Source organism: Plantibacter flavus (assembly GCF_002024505.1).
GTDB classification, from domain to species: domain Bacteria; phylum Actinomycetota; class Actinomycetes; order Actinomycetales; family Microbacteriaceae; genus Plantibacter; species Plantibacter flavus_A.
Genome location: NZ_CP019402.1, coordinates 2,875,774 through 2,891,407, shown reverse-complemented (window position 1 = coordinate 2,891,407; position 15,634 = coordinate 2,875,774). Strand labels below are relative to the sequence as shown.

The following is a 15,634-nucleotide window of genomic DNA, read 5'->3' as shown; positions in this document are numbered from 1 at the left end:
GGTGCCTCACCTCGCAACGCACGCAACGAAGGAGTATCCAATGGCGGACTACGTCATCGCAATCGACCAGGGGACGACGAGTTCCCGGGCCATCGTCTTCGACAAGAGCGGATCGATCGTCTCGACGGGCCAGCTCGAGCACGAGCAGATCTTCCCGAAGGCCGGCTGGGTCGAGCACAACCCGAACCAGATCTGGAACAACACCCGCGAGGTCATCGGCCAGGCGCTCAGCAAGGCCAACATCACCAGGCACGCCATCGCGGCCATCGGCATCACGAACCAGCGCGAGACCGCCGTCGTCTGGGACAAGACCACCGGTCAGCCCGTCTACAACGCGATCGTCTGGCAGGACACGCGCACGCAGGACATCGTGAACCGCCTCGCTGCGGACGGTGGCGTCGAGCGCTTCAAGAAGACCGTCGGCCTGCCGCTGGCGACCTACTTCTCCGGCACCAAGATCGTCTGGATCCTCGAGAACGTCGAGGGTGCTCGCGAGAAGGCCGAGGCGGGCGACCTCCTGTTCGGCACGACCGACAGCTGGGTCATCTGGAACCTCACCGGTGGTGTCAACGGCGGCGTGCACGTCACGGACGTCACCAACGCCTCGCGCACGCTCTTCATGGACCTCGAGACCCTGCAGTGGGACGACGAGATCCTCAAGGCGTTCGGTGTCCCGAAGTCGATGCTCCCGGAGATCAAGAGCTCCTCCGAGGTCTACGGCCACGCGTCCGACGACAGCCTCCTCCGCGAGACGCCGATCGCCGGCATCCTCGGCGACCAGCAGGCGGCGACCTTCGGTCAGGCCGCGTTCCAGCAGGGCGAGGCCAAGAACACCTACGGCACCGGTAACTTCATCATCTTCAACACCGGTGAGGAGATCGTCCACTCCGAGAACGGTCTGCTGACGACGCTCGGCTACAAGCTCGGTGACGCGAAGCCGCACTACGCGCTCGAGGGTTCGATCGCCGTGACCGGTTCGCTCGTCCAGTGGCTGCGCGACAACCTCGGCATGTTCTCCTCCGCTCCCGAGGTCGAGGCGCTCGCCAAGACCGTCGAGGACAACGGTGGCGCGTACTTCGTGCCGGCGTTCTCCGGGCTGTTCGCGCCGTACTGGCGTCCGGACGCCCGCGGTGCGCTCGTCGGGCTCACCCGGTACGTCAACAAGGGCCACATCGCCCGGGCCGCCCTCGAGTCGACCGCGTTCCAGACGGCCGAGGTCATCGACGCCGTCAACGCCGACTCCGGTGTCCCGCTGACGGAGCTCAAGGTCGACGGCGGCATGACCGCCAACGACACGCTCATGCAGTTCCAGGCCGACATCCTCGGTGTCCCGGTCATCCGACCGGTCGTCGCGGAGACCACGGCGCTCGGCGCGGCCTACGCGGCCGGTCTCGCCGTCGGCTTCTGGTCCGACCTCGACGACCTCGCGAAGAACTGGCAGGAGGACAAGCGCTGGGAGCCCAACATGGACTCCGCAGAGCGCGACCGCCTCTACCGCAACTGGAAGAAGGCCGTCACGAAGACCTTCGACTGGGTCGACGACGACGTGCAGTAGTCCCGACCGACCGGAACGGCCCGTCCTCCTCGCGGAGGGCGGGCCGTTCTGTCGTCCGTCCTCGCTCGGCTCCTGAAGGGTGAATCTGCGCAGAACTCCTGCAGCTTGAGGACCGGCACGGGAACAACCGCGCCATTCCGCCTGCCCGCGCCGACCGGTCCTGTCAGGCGCAGGAGTTCTGCGCAGACGAACTGCTCCCGCAAGACTCGCTCCGACCCCCATCTCGTCGAGATGGGGGTCCCATCTGCGCACAACTCCTGCTCGTCGCTGCTGCGGTGCCTCTCCGTGGCCGATCCTGAGCGTTGGCCAGTGGCCAGCAGGAGTTGTGAACCATGCGCGACGGTGAAGCCCCGGCCGTGACCCTCCTCCACAGGGTTCCGGCAGTCCTCGACCGACGGTGAAGCCATCGCTTGTGACCGCCCGCTCGACCGGTGCCCCAACCATCGATGGATGGACAGCGCATCTTCTGGTCACACGATCTTCGCCCGCTCGACGCTTCTCGAGGAAGGGATGCGACCGCGTGCGATCACCCAGGCGGTGCGCGACGGAACGATCGTTCGCGTGCGGCGCGATCGATACGCGCTCCCCGGAGTGCACGATGACATCCGTGCCGCAGTCCGCATCGGGGGGAGGCGAGCGTGCCTGTCCACCCTGGCCGCCCGTGGTGTGTTCGTGTTCGACGCCACCCGGGTCCATGTGCATGTGGACCGCAGCGCCTCACGACTTCGCGGACCGCGGGCGGAGGACCGACGGCTGGCTACCAGCGATCGACGGGAGTTCAGCCTCCACTGGAGACCGCTTGACCAGCCGTGCGGCACGTTCGACTGCGACGTGTCGATCATCGACGCACTGGCCCAGTCCATCCGGTGCCAGGCGCCGCGTATGGCACTTGCGACGCTCGACAGCGCGGTCCATCTCGGGTTGGTCGATGAACCTGACCTCCGTCGAGTCTTCGCCCTGGTGCCCGGACGCTTTCGTGCGCTCATGGCGTTGATCGATGGACGCGCCGAGTCAGGTCCGGAGACACTCCTGCGCTTGATCGTCCGCAGCCTCGGTCTGTCGTACGAGGTGCAGCCCCGCCTGGCGGAGGGTGGACGCGGTGATCTCCTGGTGGCTGAGTCGTTGTTGATCGAGGTCGACAGTCGAGCCCATCATGAGGGGTGGTCGCACGCCGTCTCAGACCGCACCCGTGACCTCAGAGCCGCCTCGCGCGGGCTGACGACGTTGCGACCGCTCTACCAGCATGTGGTGTACGAGCCCGGCCTCGTTGCGGCGGCCATCACCGGTCTGATCGGGGAGGTGCGCACAACTCCTGCCCACCGCGCGGGCACTTCGCGGGCTGCGCGCTGAATGCGGCGGGCGCGGGCTTGCGGACAGCGACGAGCAGGAGTTGCGAACGGACGGCGGGATCAGGCTGGGCGGAGGAGTCCGACGCGGTCGTAGACCTCGGCGAGGGTCTGCTCGGCGACCTCGGTCGCGCGCGCGGCGTTGACCGCGAGCAGGCGGTCGAGCTCGGCGGGGTCGTCGAGGAGCTCGAGCGCGCGCGCACGGACCGGCTCGAGTTCGCCGACGACGACCTCGGCGAGACCCTTCTTGAGGTCGCCGTAGCCACGACCCTCGAACTCGCCGACGACCGCCTCGATGGGGGAGCCGGTGATCGCGGAGTAGATGCTCAGCAGGTTCGAGACGCCGGGCTTCTCCTGCGCGTCGAAGGCGATGACGCCGTCGTTGTCGGTGACGGCACGCATGATCTTCTTCTGCGTGACCTTCGGCTCGTCGAGCAACCAGATGATGCCTGCCGGGGTCTCGGCGGACTTCGACATCTTCGACGTCGGGTTCTGGAGGTCGTAGATGCGTGCGGAGTCCTTCTGGATCTGCGCCTTCGGGACGACGAAGGTGTCGCCGAAGCGGGCGTTGAACCGCTCGGCGAGGTCGCGCGTGAGCTCGATGTGCTGCCGCTGGTCGTCGCCGACCGGCACGATGTCGGTCTGGTAGAGCAGGATGTCGGCCGCCATGAGGATCGGGTAGGCGAAGAGTCCGACCGACGAGGCGTCGCGTCCGTGCTTGGCCGACTTGTCCTTGAACTGCGTCATGCGCGCGGCCTCACCCATGCCGGTGATCGTGTTCAGCACCCAGGCGAGCTGTGCGTGCGCCGGGACGTGCGACTGGACGTACAGGGTCGAGGCCGAGGGGTCGATGCCTGCGGCGATGTACTGGGCGGCCGTGCGACGGGTCTTCTCCCGGAGCTCGGCGGGGTCCTGCGGCACCGTGATCGCGTGCAGGTCGACGATGCTGAAGAAGGCGTCGTGCTCCTGCTGCATCTGCTTCCACTGCAGGAGGGCGCCGATGTAGTTGCCGAGGTGGAGCGAGTCGGCGGAGGGCTGCATGCCGGAGTACAGGCGTGGCTTGGTCATGTGGGTTCTCGCAGAGGGATGAGCGGCCGGAGCCGGGGCACGGGTGGTCTGGTGGTGTGGTGCCGGTGGTCAGACGGCGTAGTCGACGACGACGGGGGCGTGATCGGACCATCGCTGGTCGTATGCCGCAGCGCGGTCGATGGTGTACCCGGAGGCGAGGGCCGCGAGCTCGGGAGTGGCGAGCTGATAGTCGATGCGCCAGCCGGTGTCGGTGTCGAAGGCCTGGCCGCGCTGGGACCACCAGGTGTAGGGACCAGGGACCTGGCCGGCGGACTGACGCCCGATGTCGACCCAGCCGAGGCCGGTGCCGGTCACGCCGTCGACGCCCGTCACCGGCTCGCCCGCCGGGCCGAGGTAGCGGTCGAAGTAGGACCGCTCGGCGGGCAGGAAGCCGGCACGCTTGACGTTGCCCTTCCAGTTCTTGATGTCGAGCTCGGTGTGGCCCACGTTGAGGTCGCCGACGACGAGGGACAGCGGGTTGTGCTCGCGCAGTGCGGGCAGCCGCTCGAGCATCGCCTCGAGGAAGCGGAACTTCTCGACCTGCTTGGGGGTGTCGACCTCGCCGGAGTGCACGTAGGTGCTCACGACCGTGACGAGGGTGCCGTCGATGTCGAAGTCGGCCTCGATCCAACGACCCGCGCTGTCGAAGTCGTCGGCTCCGAGGGCGACGCGGTGGATGCCCGCCGAGCGACGGCTGACGATCGCGACGCCTGCGCGCCCCTTGGCGGTCGCGGCATCGTGCAGGATGTTCCACTCTGGTCCGAACAGCGTCTCGAGGTCGCTCGTCGCGGCGCGGACCTCCTGCAGGGCGAGGATGTCGACCCCGCGGTCTTCGAGCCAGTCGCCCATCCCTTTGCGGAAGGCCGCGCGGACTCCGTTGACGTTGACACTGGCGATGCGGAGGGGTGCAGACATGCCTCCAGCTTAGTCGCGGGGGCCGACAACGCCCTGGCCCCGGCGTCCGCCCGGGCGTCGGCGATGGGGCGTGTCCGACGCGTCCGCCACGGGCGACTCGGGGTCTTCGCCGTGCTGTCGGATGAGCTCGGCCGAGGCCTCCTCGGCGTGCCGCACGCGTCGGCGGGCGAACCAGACCGCCGGGCCCTTGGCGCGCCGGAGGGATTCGCGAGCCTCCCGCAGTTCCGCCTCGGCGATCAGTCTCCTGGCCGCCAGCTCTTCGGCCGCCTGCTCCTCCGGTGTCGTCGTGTGCACACTGATGCCCTGGTCGTCGAGACCCACGGCAATCCACGCGGCGGAGGCGAGGATGACGCGGCTCACGAGGTTGAACCACAGCATGAGGCCGATGAACACCGCGAAGGTCGCGAGCAACGGGTTCCGGGAGGCCCCGGCGATCACCGCACTGCTCGCGACGCTCAGGAGCGAGAGCACCAGACTGCCGAGGAGCGCGCCGCCGAAGAGGTTGCGCCACGGGATCCGGATCCGGCTGAGCACGCGGTACATGGCGCCGAGGGTGACGAGGTTCACGACGACCGCGACGACCAGTCCGACGACCCGGCTGCCGACGGTCACCCAGAACGTGCCCTCCAGTCCGACGAGCGACAGCAGCCAGCTGAGCGCCTGGGTGCTGGCGACCGACAGCGTCGCGGAGACGAGGAGGAGGACGCCGAAGGCGAGCGCGAGCACGAGGTCGACGACCTTCAGCAGGAAGAAGCTCGCGGCGACCTTCGGGAGCGCGAAGATCGACCGGACCGCCTGCCGGGTGTAGTACAACCATCCGATCGCCGTCCAGATGAGTCCGACGGCGGCGATGACCCCGGTCCACCCGAGGAGGGAGGCGCTCGACAGCTGCTCCTCGGCGATGATGCCTTCGCCGTCGGTGCCGATGAGGCCGGGGACGGCGCGGTTGATGATCTCCACCAGTGCTTGGAAGACCTCGGCGTTGCTACCGAGCCAGATGCCGGTGATGGCGAATCCGACGTAGACCGCTGCGAACACGGCGAAGACGGCCTGGAAGCTGATCCCGGCGGCCAGGAGGTTGCCGTCCATGGCGAGATACCGATGGATGACGCGATAGGGCTTCAACCGCATGACCCACGTCGTGGCGCGCTCCGCTCTCGCCGCGCGGGGCGCGAGTCGTCGGATGAACGGGTTCTCGCTGTTCTGGATCCATTGGAACACCAGCGGAGGTGGCGTCTGCTGGAGCCGCACCCTGGGGGTGGTGCTGACGTCCGGCGCGTCGGCGGAGTCCTTCCTCGGCGCACGCGGATTGGTCACCGGACCAGCCTACAAGCGGGCCGGACCGGGGGAGAGGCGGTGCACTAGGGTCGAACCATGCGCGAGGCGGAGGGGCAACGCACGTTCACCGGCACCGGCGTCGGACGCGGCGTCGTGGCCGGTCCCGTGCTCCGCATGCCGGAGCCGTTGCCCGAACCGAGTGCCGACCCGTTCGGCGGGGACGTCACGCTCGAACAGGCCAGGGCCGTCGCGGCGCTCAGCGCGACGCGGGTCGACCTGGAGGAGCGGGCTCGACGAGCCGGCGGACATGCGCAGGACGTGCTCGAAGCGCAGGCGGTCATGGCCGACGACCCGGCACTGGCAGAGGACGTCGCGACGCGCATCGCAGCGGGGCGTTCCGCGGAGCGCGCCGTGTTCGAGGCCCTGGCGACGGTCCAGCAGGTCCTCTTCAACCTGGGGGAGCCGATGGCGGCGCGCGCGACCGACGTCGGTGACGTCTCGCAACGGGTCATCGCACGGTTGCTCGGTCGGCCTGTCCCCGGTCCGCCCGAGTCGGAGGAGCCGTTCGTCCTCGTCGCCGCGGACCTCGCTCCGGCGGACGCCGCACTCCTCGATCTCGATCGGGTGCTGGCCCTCGTGACGAGTGGCGGCTCGGCGACCTCGCACACGGCCATCCTCGCGCGCGAGCAGTCGCTCATCGCCGTCGTGGGCGTCGCCGGAGCCGAGCAGTTCGAGGACGGTGAGATCGTCCTCGTCGACGCCGGAGCCGGGGTCGTCACGGGGTCGCCGACGAAGCGCGAGGTGCGGTCGGCCCGGTCCACCGCGGCCGAGCGCGTGCGGGTCTCACCGCGCTCGCCGGGCGAACTCGCCGACGGCACCCCGGTGCCCCTGCTCGCGAACCTCGGGTCCGTCGCCGGCGCGCCCGGTGCCCTGGCCCTCGGCGCCGAAGGGGTCGGGCTGTTCCGCACCGAGCTCCTCTTCCTCGATCGCGCGGAGGCGCCTGGCGTCGCCGAACAGGCTGACCGCTACGGCGAGTTGCTCGCGGCGTTCCCGGGGAAGCGCGTCGTCGTCCGGGTGTTCGACGCCGGAGCCGACAAGCCGCTCGCCTTCCTCCGACCGGACGACGCCGAGCCCAATCCGGCGCTCGGGGTGCGGGGCATCCGGGCGCTCCGCGCTCATGACGAGGTGCTCCGAGACCAGCTCACGGCGCTCGCGCTCGCACAGGACGCCCACGAGGCGGACCTCTGGGTGATGGCCCCGATGATCGCCGACCTTCCCGAAGCCGCGGCGTTCGTGACGCTCGCCAAGCGGCTCGGGCTGCGCACGGTCGGGGCGATGATCGAGGTGCCGTCGAGTGCGCTGCTCGCCGCGCAGATCCTCGGGGTCGCGGACTTCGTGAGCATCGGGACCAACGACCTGACGCAGTACACGCTCGCGGCGGACCGTCTCCTCGGGCCCCTCGGCTCGTACCAGGATCCGTGGCACCCGGCCGTGCTGCGGCTCGTCAAGCTCGTCGGTGACGCCGGTCTCGCCTCAGGGCGCTCGATCGGCGTCTGTGGGGAGGCGGCAGCGGATCCGGCCCTCGCGGTCGTGCTCGTCGGCCTCGGGGCGACGAGTCTCTCGGTCACCCCGGCCGCGCTCGGCGACGTCCGGAGCGAGCTGCGCCGCTACACGCTCGAGGCAGCTCGCGCCATGGCGATGGACGCCCTGAGCGCCGCGTCGCCTGCTGAAGCGAGAGCTGCCGCGCTGGCCTGACGTCGCTCGATGCACGGATCCTCCCGCACGAACACGTCCGGCCCAGCGCGGTGCGCTGGGCCGGACGGATGAACCGGGTGTGGGCTAGGAGACCTTGCCGGAGATCATGGCCTGCTTGACCTCGGCGATCGCCTGCGTGACCTGGATGCCGCGGGGGCACGCCTCGGTGCAGTTGAAGGTGGTGCGGCAGCGCCACACGCCCTCCTGGTCGTTGAGGATGTCCAGGCGGACCTGCGAGGCGTCGTCGCGGGAGTCGAAGATGAAGCGGTGCGCGTTCACGATCGCCGCCGGGCCGAAGTACTGGCCGTCGGTCCAGAAGACGGGGCACGACGAGGTGCACGCGGCGCACAGGATGCACTTCGTGGTGTCGTCGAAGCGGGCACGCTCGGCGACCGACTGCACGCGCTCCTTGTTCTTCTCCGCGGGCTTGCCGGGCATGAGGAACGGCTGCACCTCGCGGAACGACGCGAAGAAGGGGTCCATGTCGACGACGAGGTCCTTCTCGAGCGGCAGACCCTTGATCGCCTCGACGTAGATCGGCTTCGAGATGTCGAGGTCCTTGATCAGCGTCTTGCAGGCGAGGCGGTTCCGGCCGTTGATCCGCATGGCGTCGGAGCCGCAGATGCCGTGTGCGCAGGAGCGACGGAAGGTGAGGGTCCCGTCCTGTTCCCACTTGATCTTGTGGAGCGCGTCCAGGATGCGGTCCGTCGGGAACATCTCGACGTCGAAGTCCTCCCAGCGCGGCTCGGCGTCCACGTCCGGGTCGAACCGACGGATGATCAGGGTGACCGTGAAGGACTGGATCTCCTCCGGTGCCGCGGCCGGCGGGTTCTCGAGCGTTGCAGTGCTCATCGCTAGTACTTCCTCTCCATCGGCTGGTACCGCGTGATGACCACGGGCTTCCAGTCGAGCCGGATGTGGTCGGCCGCGTCGGACGAGTGCGGGTCGCCGGACAGGTACGCCATCGTGTGCTTCATGTAGTTCTCGTCGTCGCGCTTCGGGTAGTCGTCGCGCATGTGACCGCCGCGGCTCTCCTGACGGTTGCGAGCGGAGTAGACGACGACCTCGGCGAGGTCGAGCAGGAAGCCCAGCTCGATCGCCTCGAGGAGGTCGGTGTTGAAACGCTTGCCCTTGTCCTGGACGGCGATGTTCTGGTACCGCTCGCGCAGGTTGTGGATGGTGGCGGTGACTCCGGCGAGGGACTCGTCCGTCCGGAACACCTGGGCGTTGCGGTCCATCTCCTCCTGGAGTTCCTTGCGGATCGTGGAGATCCGCTCGGTGCCGTTGGAGTTCCGCATCTGCTCGATGAGGCCGGAGACGAAACCGGCGGGGTTCTCGGGCAGGGGCGTGAAGTCGACGCTCTGGACGTACTCGACGGCGTTGTTGCCGGCGCGCTTGCCGAACACGTTGATGTCGAGGAGGGAGTTCGTGCCGAGTCGGTTCGAGCCGTGGACGGACACGCACGCGCACTCGCCGGCCGCGTACAGGCCGGGGACGACGGTGTTGTTGTCGCTCAGGACCTCGGCCTTGACGTTCGTCGGGATGCCGCCCATGGCGTAGTGCGCCGTCGGCATGACCGGGACGGGCTCCGTCACCGGGTCGACGCCGAGGTAGGTGCGCGCGAACTCGGTGATGTCGGGCAGCTTGGTCTCGAGGACCTCGGCACCGAGGTGGGTGCAGTCGAGGTAGACGTAGTCCTTGTTCGGTCCGGCACCGCGGCCTTCCGCGACCTCCTGGACCATGCAGCGCGCGACGATGTCTCGCGGGGCGAGGTCCTTGATGGTCGGCGCGTACCGCTCCATGAAGCGTTCACCGCTCGCGTTCCGGAGGATCGCACCCTCGCCTCGGGCTCCCTCGGTGAGGAGGATGCCGAGACCGGCGAGGCCGGTGGGGTGGAACTGGAAGAACTCCATGTCCTCGAGCGGGAGACCCTTGCGCCAGATGATCCCGACGCCGTCGCCCGTGAGGGTGTGGGCGTTCGAGGTCGTCTTGTAGATCTTGCCGAAGCCACCGGTGGCGAAGATGACCGCCTTCGCCTGGAAGACGTGGATCTCGCCGGTGGAGAGCTCGTACGCGACCACACCGGACGGCTTGTCGACGCCGTCGACGTTCGTCATGATCAGGTCGAGTGCGTAGTACTCGTTGAAGAAGTTGATGCCGAGGCGGACGCAGTTCTGGAACAGCGTCTGCAGGATCATGTGGCCGGTGCGGTCTGCCGCGTAGCAGGCGCGGCGGACCGGAGCCTTGCCGTGGTCGCGGGTGTGGCCGCCGAAGCGACGCTGGTCGATCTTGCCCTCGGGGGTGCGGTTGAACGGCAGACCCATGTTCTCGAGGTCGATGACCGCGTCGATGGCCTCCTTCGCGAGGATCTCCGCAGCATCTTGGTCGACGAGGTAGTCGCCGCCCTTGATGGTGTCGAAGGTGTGCCACTCCCAGCTGTCCTCCTCGACGTTCGCGAGCGCAGCGGCCATACCGCCCTGCGCCGCTCCCGTGTGGGACCGCGTCGGGTAGAGCTTGGAGATGACGGCCGTCTTCGCTCCGGGGCCGGCCTCGATCGCGGCGCGCATGCCGGCACCGCCGGCACCGACGATCACGATGTCGAACTGGTGGTAGTGGATGCCGTCGATGACGGTGGACTCGGTGGTTTCTGTAGTCACGGTTTCCGTTGCTCGGTCTCGGTTGCTCAGTTGGCGGGGCAGAACGACGCGAGCAGGTCTGCAGGTGCGCCGGCGGGGCACGGGTCGAAGGTGAAGACGACCAGGGTCCCGAGGATGATGAGGATGGTGACGGCGGCGAGGATCGCGACCTTGAGGACGCCGCGGATCGTGCGACCCGTGGCGTAGTCGTTGACGATGGTGCGCATGCCGTTGCCGCCGTGGATCAGCGCGAGCCACAACATGGCGACGTCCCACCACTGCCAGAAGGGGTTCGAGAGCTTGCCGCCGACGAAGGCGAAGTCGATGGCCTTGATGCCGTCACCCACCATGAGGTTGACGAACAGGTGGCCGAAGATGAGGACCAGCAGGATCACGCCGGAGACGCGCATGTAGATCCAGCCCCACTTCTCCCAGTTGACGCCCTTGCGGCGCGCGGGACGAGCGGGGGTGCGGGGAGCGGCGATCGTCGTCATCAGTGGCCCATCTCGCTGAACACGTTGATCAGGTGGCGCGGCGTGAAGCCCAGCATCGTCACGACCCAGAGACCGATGACGATCCAGAACATGGGCCGCTGGTACTTGGTGCCCTTCGACCAGAAGTCGATGAGGATGATGCGGATGCCGTTGTACGCGTGGTAGGCGATGGCGGCGACGAGTGCGACCTCACCGAGCCCCATGATGGGGTTCTTGTACGTGCCGATGACCGCGTTGTACGCCTCGGGGGAGACCCGCACCAGCGCGGTGTCGAGGACGTGCACGAGGAGGAAGAAGAAGATGGCGACGCCGGTGATCCGGTGGAGCACCCACGACCACATGCCCTCACGGCCCCGGTACAGGGTGCCGGCCGGGCGTTTGGATGTCGTGGATTCCAACGGTGACGTTCGCGTGAGACTCGCGGTCACGAGGTCCTCCCTGATAGTCGCTATCTGCGGCAGATCGTTCTGCCGTGCGGGGGTTGTTGCCTGCCGTGCGTCGAATCGGCGCGCTGGACCAAGTGTAGGCGGGGGATGCGCCGTCCCGCCGCTAAGGCTGGCCTAACTGTCTCGACGTCGAGAGAGGCCGGACATCTGCGCGACGACCGGGTGACACCGGGTGTTCACAACCAGTTCCGACGTTTGAACACCTTGTAGAGGATGACGCTCGTGGTGGCCATGAGCGCGAGCGCCATCGGGTAGCCGAACCACCATGACAACTCCGGCATGTGGGTGAAGTTCATGCCGTAGATCCCCGCGATGAGACTCGGGCCGAACAGGATGGCGGCCCAGGAGGAGATCTTCTTCACTTCGTCGCCCTGCTTGAGGCTCGCCTCGGTCATCTTCGCCATCTCCTCGTTCTGGCGTTGACCGACGAGGGTGCTGTTCACGGTCAGGATGTCGCGCAACAGCTCCCGGTAGGCGTCGATCCGCTGGTTGACGCTCGTGAGGTGGTCGGCGACGTCGCGGAGGCCGCGTTGCAGTTCGTCGGCGACGCCGTACTTCGCGCTGCCCTGTTCGAGCGACAGCATCACATCGCTGAGCGGGTGCGTCGCCCGCTCGAAGGCGATGACCTCGCGGGAGAGCTGGTAGATCCGGCGGGAGACCTGGGACTCGCCGACGAAGACCTGCTCTTCGATCTCGTCGATGTCGTTCGAGAGCCCGGCGACCACCGGGCCGTAGCCGTCGACGACGGCGTCGATGATGGCGTACAGGATGGCCTGCGGACCGTAGGCGAGGAGTTCGTGCTCCTGCTCCATCCGCGCCCGCACGTGCGAGAGGTCGGGGGACTCGGCGTGCCGCAGCGTGATGACGAAGTTCGGGCCGACGAAGACGTGCAGTTCGCCGAACTCGACGGTCTCGGTCTCGTCGACGTAGTTGGCGGCCCTGAGGACGACGAACAGGACGTCGTCGTACCGCTCGATCTTCGGCCGCTGGTGCGCGGTGATGGCGTCCTCGACGGCGAGCGGGTGGAGACCGAACTCCGCCGCCAGGACGCCGAGCTCGCCCGCGTCGGGCCGGTAGAGCCCGATCCACGCGACGCCGTCCGGGGTCTCATGGAGTGCGCGGAAGGTGTCCTCGAGCGAGGTGAGCGTCGAGCTGCGGGATCCGTGGCGGTAGATGCAGGCGTTGACGATGCTGTTGCGGCCGTCGAGGTCCGCTGCGTCCGGCGGACCGACGGGGACCGGGGGAGCCTGCTTGCTGCCGAAGGACGGGATCGGGATCCCGAGGACGTTGCGTCCAGCCATGCTCGTACCGTTCTTTCTCATGCTCGATCTGGCGCTCATCGTAAACCCGTCAGATGACGCTTCCGTGCCGTCGTCCTCAGGGTGGAGCCTGGCGGTACGCTCGGGGGATGACCACGCCCCTCGAACGCTTCTACGCAGTGATCCCGGCCGGCGGCATCGGCAGTCGTCTCTGGCCGCTCTCGCGAGCCGACGCACCCAAGTTCCTGCACGACCTCACCGGCTCCGGCAGCACGCTGTTGCGCGCGACCTGGGACCGCCTCGCGCCGATCGCCGGTGACCAGCGCATCATGGTCGTCACCGGGCGTGCGCACCGAGCGGCCGTCGAACAGCAGCTGCCCGACCTCGCCGACGCCAACGTGGTCCTCGAGAGCGAGCCGCGCGACTCGACCGCCGCGATCGGGCTCGCCGCCGCGATCCTCGTCCGCCGCGAACCCGACGTCATCGTCGGCTCGTTCGCCGCCGACCACGTGATCCGCGGCGACCGGCTGTTCCGCGCCGCGGTCGCCCAGGCCGTCACGGCCGCCGAGGAGCGCTACATCGTCACGATCGGCATCCAGCCCACGGAGCCCGCCATCGGGTTCGGCTACATCAAGAGCGCCCGCGACCTCGGCATCCGCGGAGCCGAAGGGGTCATGCTGGTCGACTCCTTCGTCGAGAAGCCCGACCTCGCCACGGCCAAGCGGTACGTCTCGAGCGGCGAGCACCTCTGGAACGCCGGGATGTTCATCTCGCGGGCCGATGTCCTGCTCGAGGAGATCGGCCGACAGAAGCCCGAACTCCTTGCCGGCCTCCTCGAACTCGCCGAGGTCTGGGACGACGCGGCGGCCCGCGGGCCGGTCGTCGACCGCGTCTGGCCGGCGCTCGAGAAGATCGCGATCGACTACTCCGTGGCGGAGCCCGCCGCGGCCGCCGGTCGCATGGCCGTCGTGCCGGCGCACTTCGACTGGGACGACGTGGGGGACTTCGCCTCGCTCGCCAAGCTCAACTCCGGTGGGCGCAAGTCCGACCTCGCCATCCTCGGCGAGAACGCGCGCGTGCTCTCGGACGCTTCCAGCGGCATCGTCGTCAGCCAGACCGGTCGGGTCATCAGCCTCATCGGCGTGCAGGACATCGTCGTCGTCGACACCCCGGACGCGCTGCTCGTCACCACGAGTGCCAACGCGCAGCGGGTGAAGAGCGTCGTCGACGCCCTCAAGCTGTCCGGTCGCGACGACGTCCTCTGATCGGCGACCGTCGGTGACCGCGCTGCGCGAGCTGCTCCTGCAGGCGGGCGCGCGTCTCCAGGCCGCAGGTGTCCGTGACGAGGCTCTGGCGGAGGTCTACACACCCCGCGGACTCCCGCTCGTGAAGCGGGCACCCGCGCTGCGGCCGATCGGCCGGGCGTGGCGCCTCGGGGTCGTCCTGCTCTCGGCCGACGGTCGCCTCTTCACCGCGGCCGAGTCCACGCGGGCGGTGGAGCCGAAGTGGTTCAACCACCGCTCCTCTGAGGTCGAGCACCGTCGGATCGCGCAGCAGGCGGCGCACCGCGGCCCGTTCGCCGAAGGCGACGTCGTCAACTTCGAGGTCGTCGAGCTCGCGCTGGACGAGGCGTCACTCCGGGAGGGTTCGGGTCCGTTGCGCCTCGTCGACGACGCGGTCATGCTCCGCTGGGCCGGGCACGACCTCGGGCTCACTCCGCTCGACGCCTACCTCGACGACCGCGTCTCACTCCTCATCGGCGAGTGACCCGTCCGTTCGCCCGAGAACGGGCGGACCGACGGAGCGATCAGACCGCGGGGCCGAACCACTCCGTGTAGAGCCGCCAGAAGTTGCGGTTGCCGTAGGCGCTGCAGGCGTCGCCCGTGCCCGAGACGTTCGCGAGGGCTGCGGGGTTCGGTTGGTACGGCGTGTAGAGGTAGAGGTTGGCCGTCGCCTGGTTGCGGATGTCGACCTGAGTGCCGCCGCAGGCCGCGTCGGGGCTGTACTGGATGTAGACCGATCCCAGGTGATACGCCCGCTGGTAGGACTCACCCGGCACGTTGAGCGGGTACAGCGTGTACTGCCGGAACTGCCATGCGGAACGGTAGACCTGGTTCTGGAACCCGAAGTAGTCCGCGTCGCAGCTCGCGCTGAAGTTCGGGCCGGTGTCGGGACAGCCCCAGCCCATGGCGCGCGCGTAGCCGTATTCGCTCGGCCCGGTGATGAGCGACTGCTCCTTCTGCATGAGGACGAGCAGCACCTTGGGGTTGATCCCACACGCGTGGGCGACCTTCGCGACGATCCTCGCCGCCGACTCGTTCACGGCGCCGCGGTAGGCCTCGCAGTGTCCGGGCTCGGCCGCCGGGACGGACTCGGTGCTGGCACGGAAGTCCGCCAGGCACGGCACGCCGTCCTTCGGGGTACAGGGCTGGGAGGCGAAGAACGCCTGGACGTCAGCCTCGCTCATGGCGTTCGCGTCGTAGAAGTTCGCGTCGCTGATGATCTCGCCCGGGTCGAAGTCCGTACCGCGGACCGTGGGCGGTGTCGGCTGGGCGGGCTTGCTGGGAGCCGGCTTCGCCGGCTTCGTCGGTTTCGGGGTCGCCGTCGAGGGCGTGGTCGGCGAGGGACTCGGAGTGGGCGTCGGCGTCGTCTGCGTCGGGCTCAACTGCGAGCTCGCCGCGGTCGCCGGCGTGGTCGGCAGTGCGCCGAGTGCGACGAGCGCACCGATACCGAGCGCGGCGAGCAGCGAGGCCGCGGCCGATCGATGCCCACGGCGACGCCGCGCGGGCGAGGGGACCGACGGAGCACGCATGACGACCAGCCTAATCGGGACCGGTGACGTGCAGGGCTTGCGGCGGCCGACAACCGACGGATAGCCTGAA

General features: G+C 68.6%; 14 protein-coding genes. 5 read left to right on the top strand and 9 right to left on the bottom strand.

The genetic code is table 11. The features are described 5' to 3' along the window. Positions 1 to 40 precede the first annotated feature (40 nt). Together glpK and BWO91_RS13420 are read left to right on the top strand one after the other, a co-directional pair. A complete protein-coding gene (gene glpK / locus BWO91_RS13425; protein ID WP_064294818.1) occupies positions 41 to 1,555 on the top strand; it encodes a glycerol kinase GlpK in 1,515 nt (504 codons plus the stop codon). 450 nt (positions 1,556 to 2,005) lie between these two features. Further along, the gene (locus BWO91_RS13420) at positions 2,006 to 2,905 is read left to right on the top strand and encodes a hypothetical protein (RefSeq protein ID WP_079002884.1); all 900 of its coding nucleotides are present in this window, start codon (positions 2,006 to 2,008) and stop codon (positions 2,903 to 2,905) included. A gap of 59 nt (positions 2,906 to 2,964) precedes the next feature. On the opposite strand, the gene trpS is transcribed toward BWO91_RS13420, so the two are convergent. The 3 genes from trpS to BWO91_RS13405 form a co-directional block, all read right to left on the bottom strand. After that, positions 2,965 to 3,969, bottom strand: coding sequence for a tryptophan--tRNA ligase (trpS, locus tag BWO91_RS13415; protein WP_079002883.1), 1,005 nt, complete (start codon positions 3,967 to 3,969; stop codon positions 2,965 to 2,967). 69 nt (positions 3,970 to 4,038) lie between these two features. Further along, positions 4,039 to 4,884: an exodeoxyribonuclease III gene (locus BWO91_RS13410; RefSeq protein WP_064294819.1), complete on the bottom strand. Its 846-nt coding sequence runs from the start codon at positions 4,882 to 4,884 to the stop codon at positions 4,039 to 4,041. 9 nt (positions 4,885 to 4,893) lie between these two features. Next, the gene (locus tag BWO91_RS13405; protein ID WP_079002882.1) at positions 4,894 to 6,201 is read right to left on the bottom strand and encodes a YihY/virulence factor BrkB family protein; all 1,308 of its coding nucleotides are present in this window, start codon (positions 6,199 to 6,201) and stop codon (positions 4,894 to 4,896) included. Positions 6,202 to 6,258: 57 nt separating this feature from the next. Between BWO91_RS13405 and ptsP the strand changes: the two genes are divergently transcribed. Then, entirely contained in the window at positions 6,259 to 7,917 is a 1,659-nt protein-coding gene (ptsP, locus tag BWO91_RS13400; RefSeq protein ID WP_079002881.1) for a phosphoenolpyruvate--protein phosphotransferase, read from the top strand. Between the two features lie 84 nt (positions 7,918 to 8,001). Here ptsP and BWO91_RS13395 read toward each other — a convergent pair whose 3' ends face one another. From BWO91_RS13395 to corA, 5 genes are all read right to left on the bottom strand, one after another. Then, positions 8,002 to 8,769 (bottom strand): succinate dehydrogenase iron-sulfur subunit, encoded by a 768-nt coding sequence (locus BWO91_RS13395; RefSeq protein WP_064294822.1) that lies wholly within the window; start codon positions 8,767 to 8,769, stop codon positions 8,002 to 8,004. 2 nt (positions 8,770 to 8,771) lie between these two features. Further along, the gene (gene sdhA / locus BWO91_RS13390) at positions 8,772 to 10,574 is read right to left on the bottom strand and encodes a succinate dehydrogenase flavoprotein subunit (protein WP_079002880.1); all 1,803 of its coding nucleotides are present in this window, start codon (positions 10,572 to 10,574) and stop codon (positions 8,772 to 8,774) included. A gap of 26 nt (positions 10,575 to 10,600) precedes the next feature. Beyond that, positions 10,601 to 11,047, bottom strand: coding sequence for a succinate dehydrogenase hydrophobic membrane anchor subunit (locus BWO91_RS13385; RefSeq protein ID WP_064294824.1), 447 nt, complete (start codon positions 11,045 to 11,047; stop codon positions 10,601 to 10,603). Continuing rightward, the gene (gene sdhC, locus BWO91_RS13380) at positions 11,047 to 11,475 is read right to left on the bottom strand and encodes a succinate dehydrogenase, cytochrome b556 subunit (protein WP_255376691.1); all 429 of its coding nucleotides are present in this window, start codon (positions 11,473 to 11,475) and stop codon (positions 11,047 to 11,049) included. Before sdhC ends, BWO91_RS13385 begins: the two co-directional genes overlap by 1 nt. 194 nt (positions 11,476 to 11,669) lie before the next feature. Further along, entirely contained in the window at positions 11,670 to 12,794 is a 1,125-nt protein-coding gene (gene corA / locus BWO91_RS13375) for a magnesium/cobalt transporter CorA (protein WP_071262530.1), read from the bottom strand. A 107-nt stretch (positions 12,795 to 12,901) separates the two neighbouring features. Between corA and BWO91_RS13370 the strand changes: the two genes are divergently transcribed. After that, on the top strand, positions 12,902 to 14,017 hold the full coding sequence (locus BWO91_RS13370; RefSeq protein ID WP_064294827.1) for a mannose-1-phosphate guanylyltransferase: 1,116 nt from the start codon (positions 12,902 to 12,904) through the stop codon (positions 14,015 to 14,017). A gap of 13 nt (positions 14,018 to 14,030) precedes the next feature. Beyond that, positions 14,031 to 14,519, top strand: coding sequence for a hypothetical protein (locus BWO91_RS13365; protein WP_079002879.1), 489 nt, complete (start codon positions 14,031 to 14,033; stop codon positions 14,517 to 14,519). Between the two features lie 40 nt (positions 14,520 to 14,559). On the opposite strand, the gene BWO91_RS13360 is transcribed toward BWO91_RS13365, so the two are convergent. Continuing rightward, on the bottom strand, positions 14,560 to 15,564 hold the full coding sequence (locus BWO91_RS13360) for a hypothetical protein (RefSeq protein WP_079002878.1): 1,005 nt from the start codon (positions 15,562 to 15,564) through the stop codon (positions 14,560 to 14,562). Between the last annotated feature and the right edge of the window lie 70 nt (positions 15,565 to 15,634).

What these genes read in the sequence shown, in the direction of transcription:
- glpK (WP_064294818.1), top strand. Translation starts at nt 41, where the DNA reads ATGGCGGACTACGTCATCGCAATCGACCAGGGGACGACGAGTTCCCGG.
- BWO91_RS13420 (WP_079002884.1), top strand. Translation starts at nt 2,006, where the DNA reads ATGGACAGCGCATCTTCTGGTCACACGATCTTCGCCCGCTCGACGCTT.
- trpS (WP_079002883.1), bottom strand. Translation starts at nt 3,969, where the DNA reads ATGACCAAGCCACGCCTGTACTCCGGCATGCAGCCCTCCGCCGACTCG.
- BWO91_RS13410 (WP_064294819.1), bottom strand. Translation starts at nt 4,884, where the DNA reads ATGTCTGCACCCCTCCGCATCGCCAGTGTCAACGTCAACGGAGTCCGC.
- ptsP (WP_079002881.1), top strand. Translation starts at nt 6,259, where the DNA reads ATGCGCGAGGCGGAGGGGCAACGCACGTTCACCGGCACCGGCGTCGGA.
- BWO91_RS13395 (WP_064294822.1), bottom strand. Translation starts at nt 8,769, where the DNA reads ATGAGCACTGCAACGCTCGAGAACCCGCCGGCCGCGGCACCGGAGGAG.
- BWO91_RS13385 (WP_064294824.1), bottom strand. Translation starts at nt 11,047, where the DNA reads ATGACGACGATCGCCGCTCCCCGCACCCCCGCTCGTCCCGCGCGCCGC.
- corA (WP_071262530.1), bottom strand. Translation starts at nt 12,794, where the DNA reads ATGGCTGGACGCAACGTCCTCGGGATCCCGATCCCGTCCTTCGGCAGC.
- BWO91_RS13370 (WP_064294827.1), top strand. Translation starts at nt 12,902, where the DNA reads ATGACCACGCCCCTCGAACGCTTCTACGCAGTGATCCCGGCCGGCGGC.
- BWO91_RS13360 (WP_079002878.1), bottom strand. Translation starts at nt 15,564, where the DNA reads ATGCGTGCTCCGTCGGTCCCCTCGCCCGCGCGGCGTCGCCGTGGGCAT.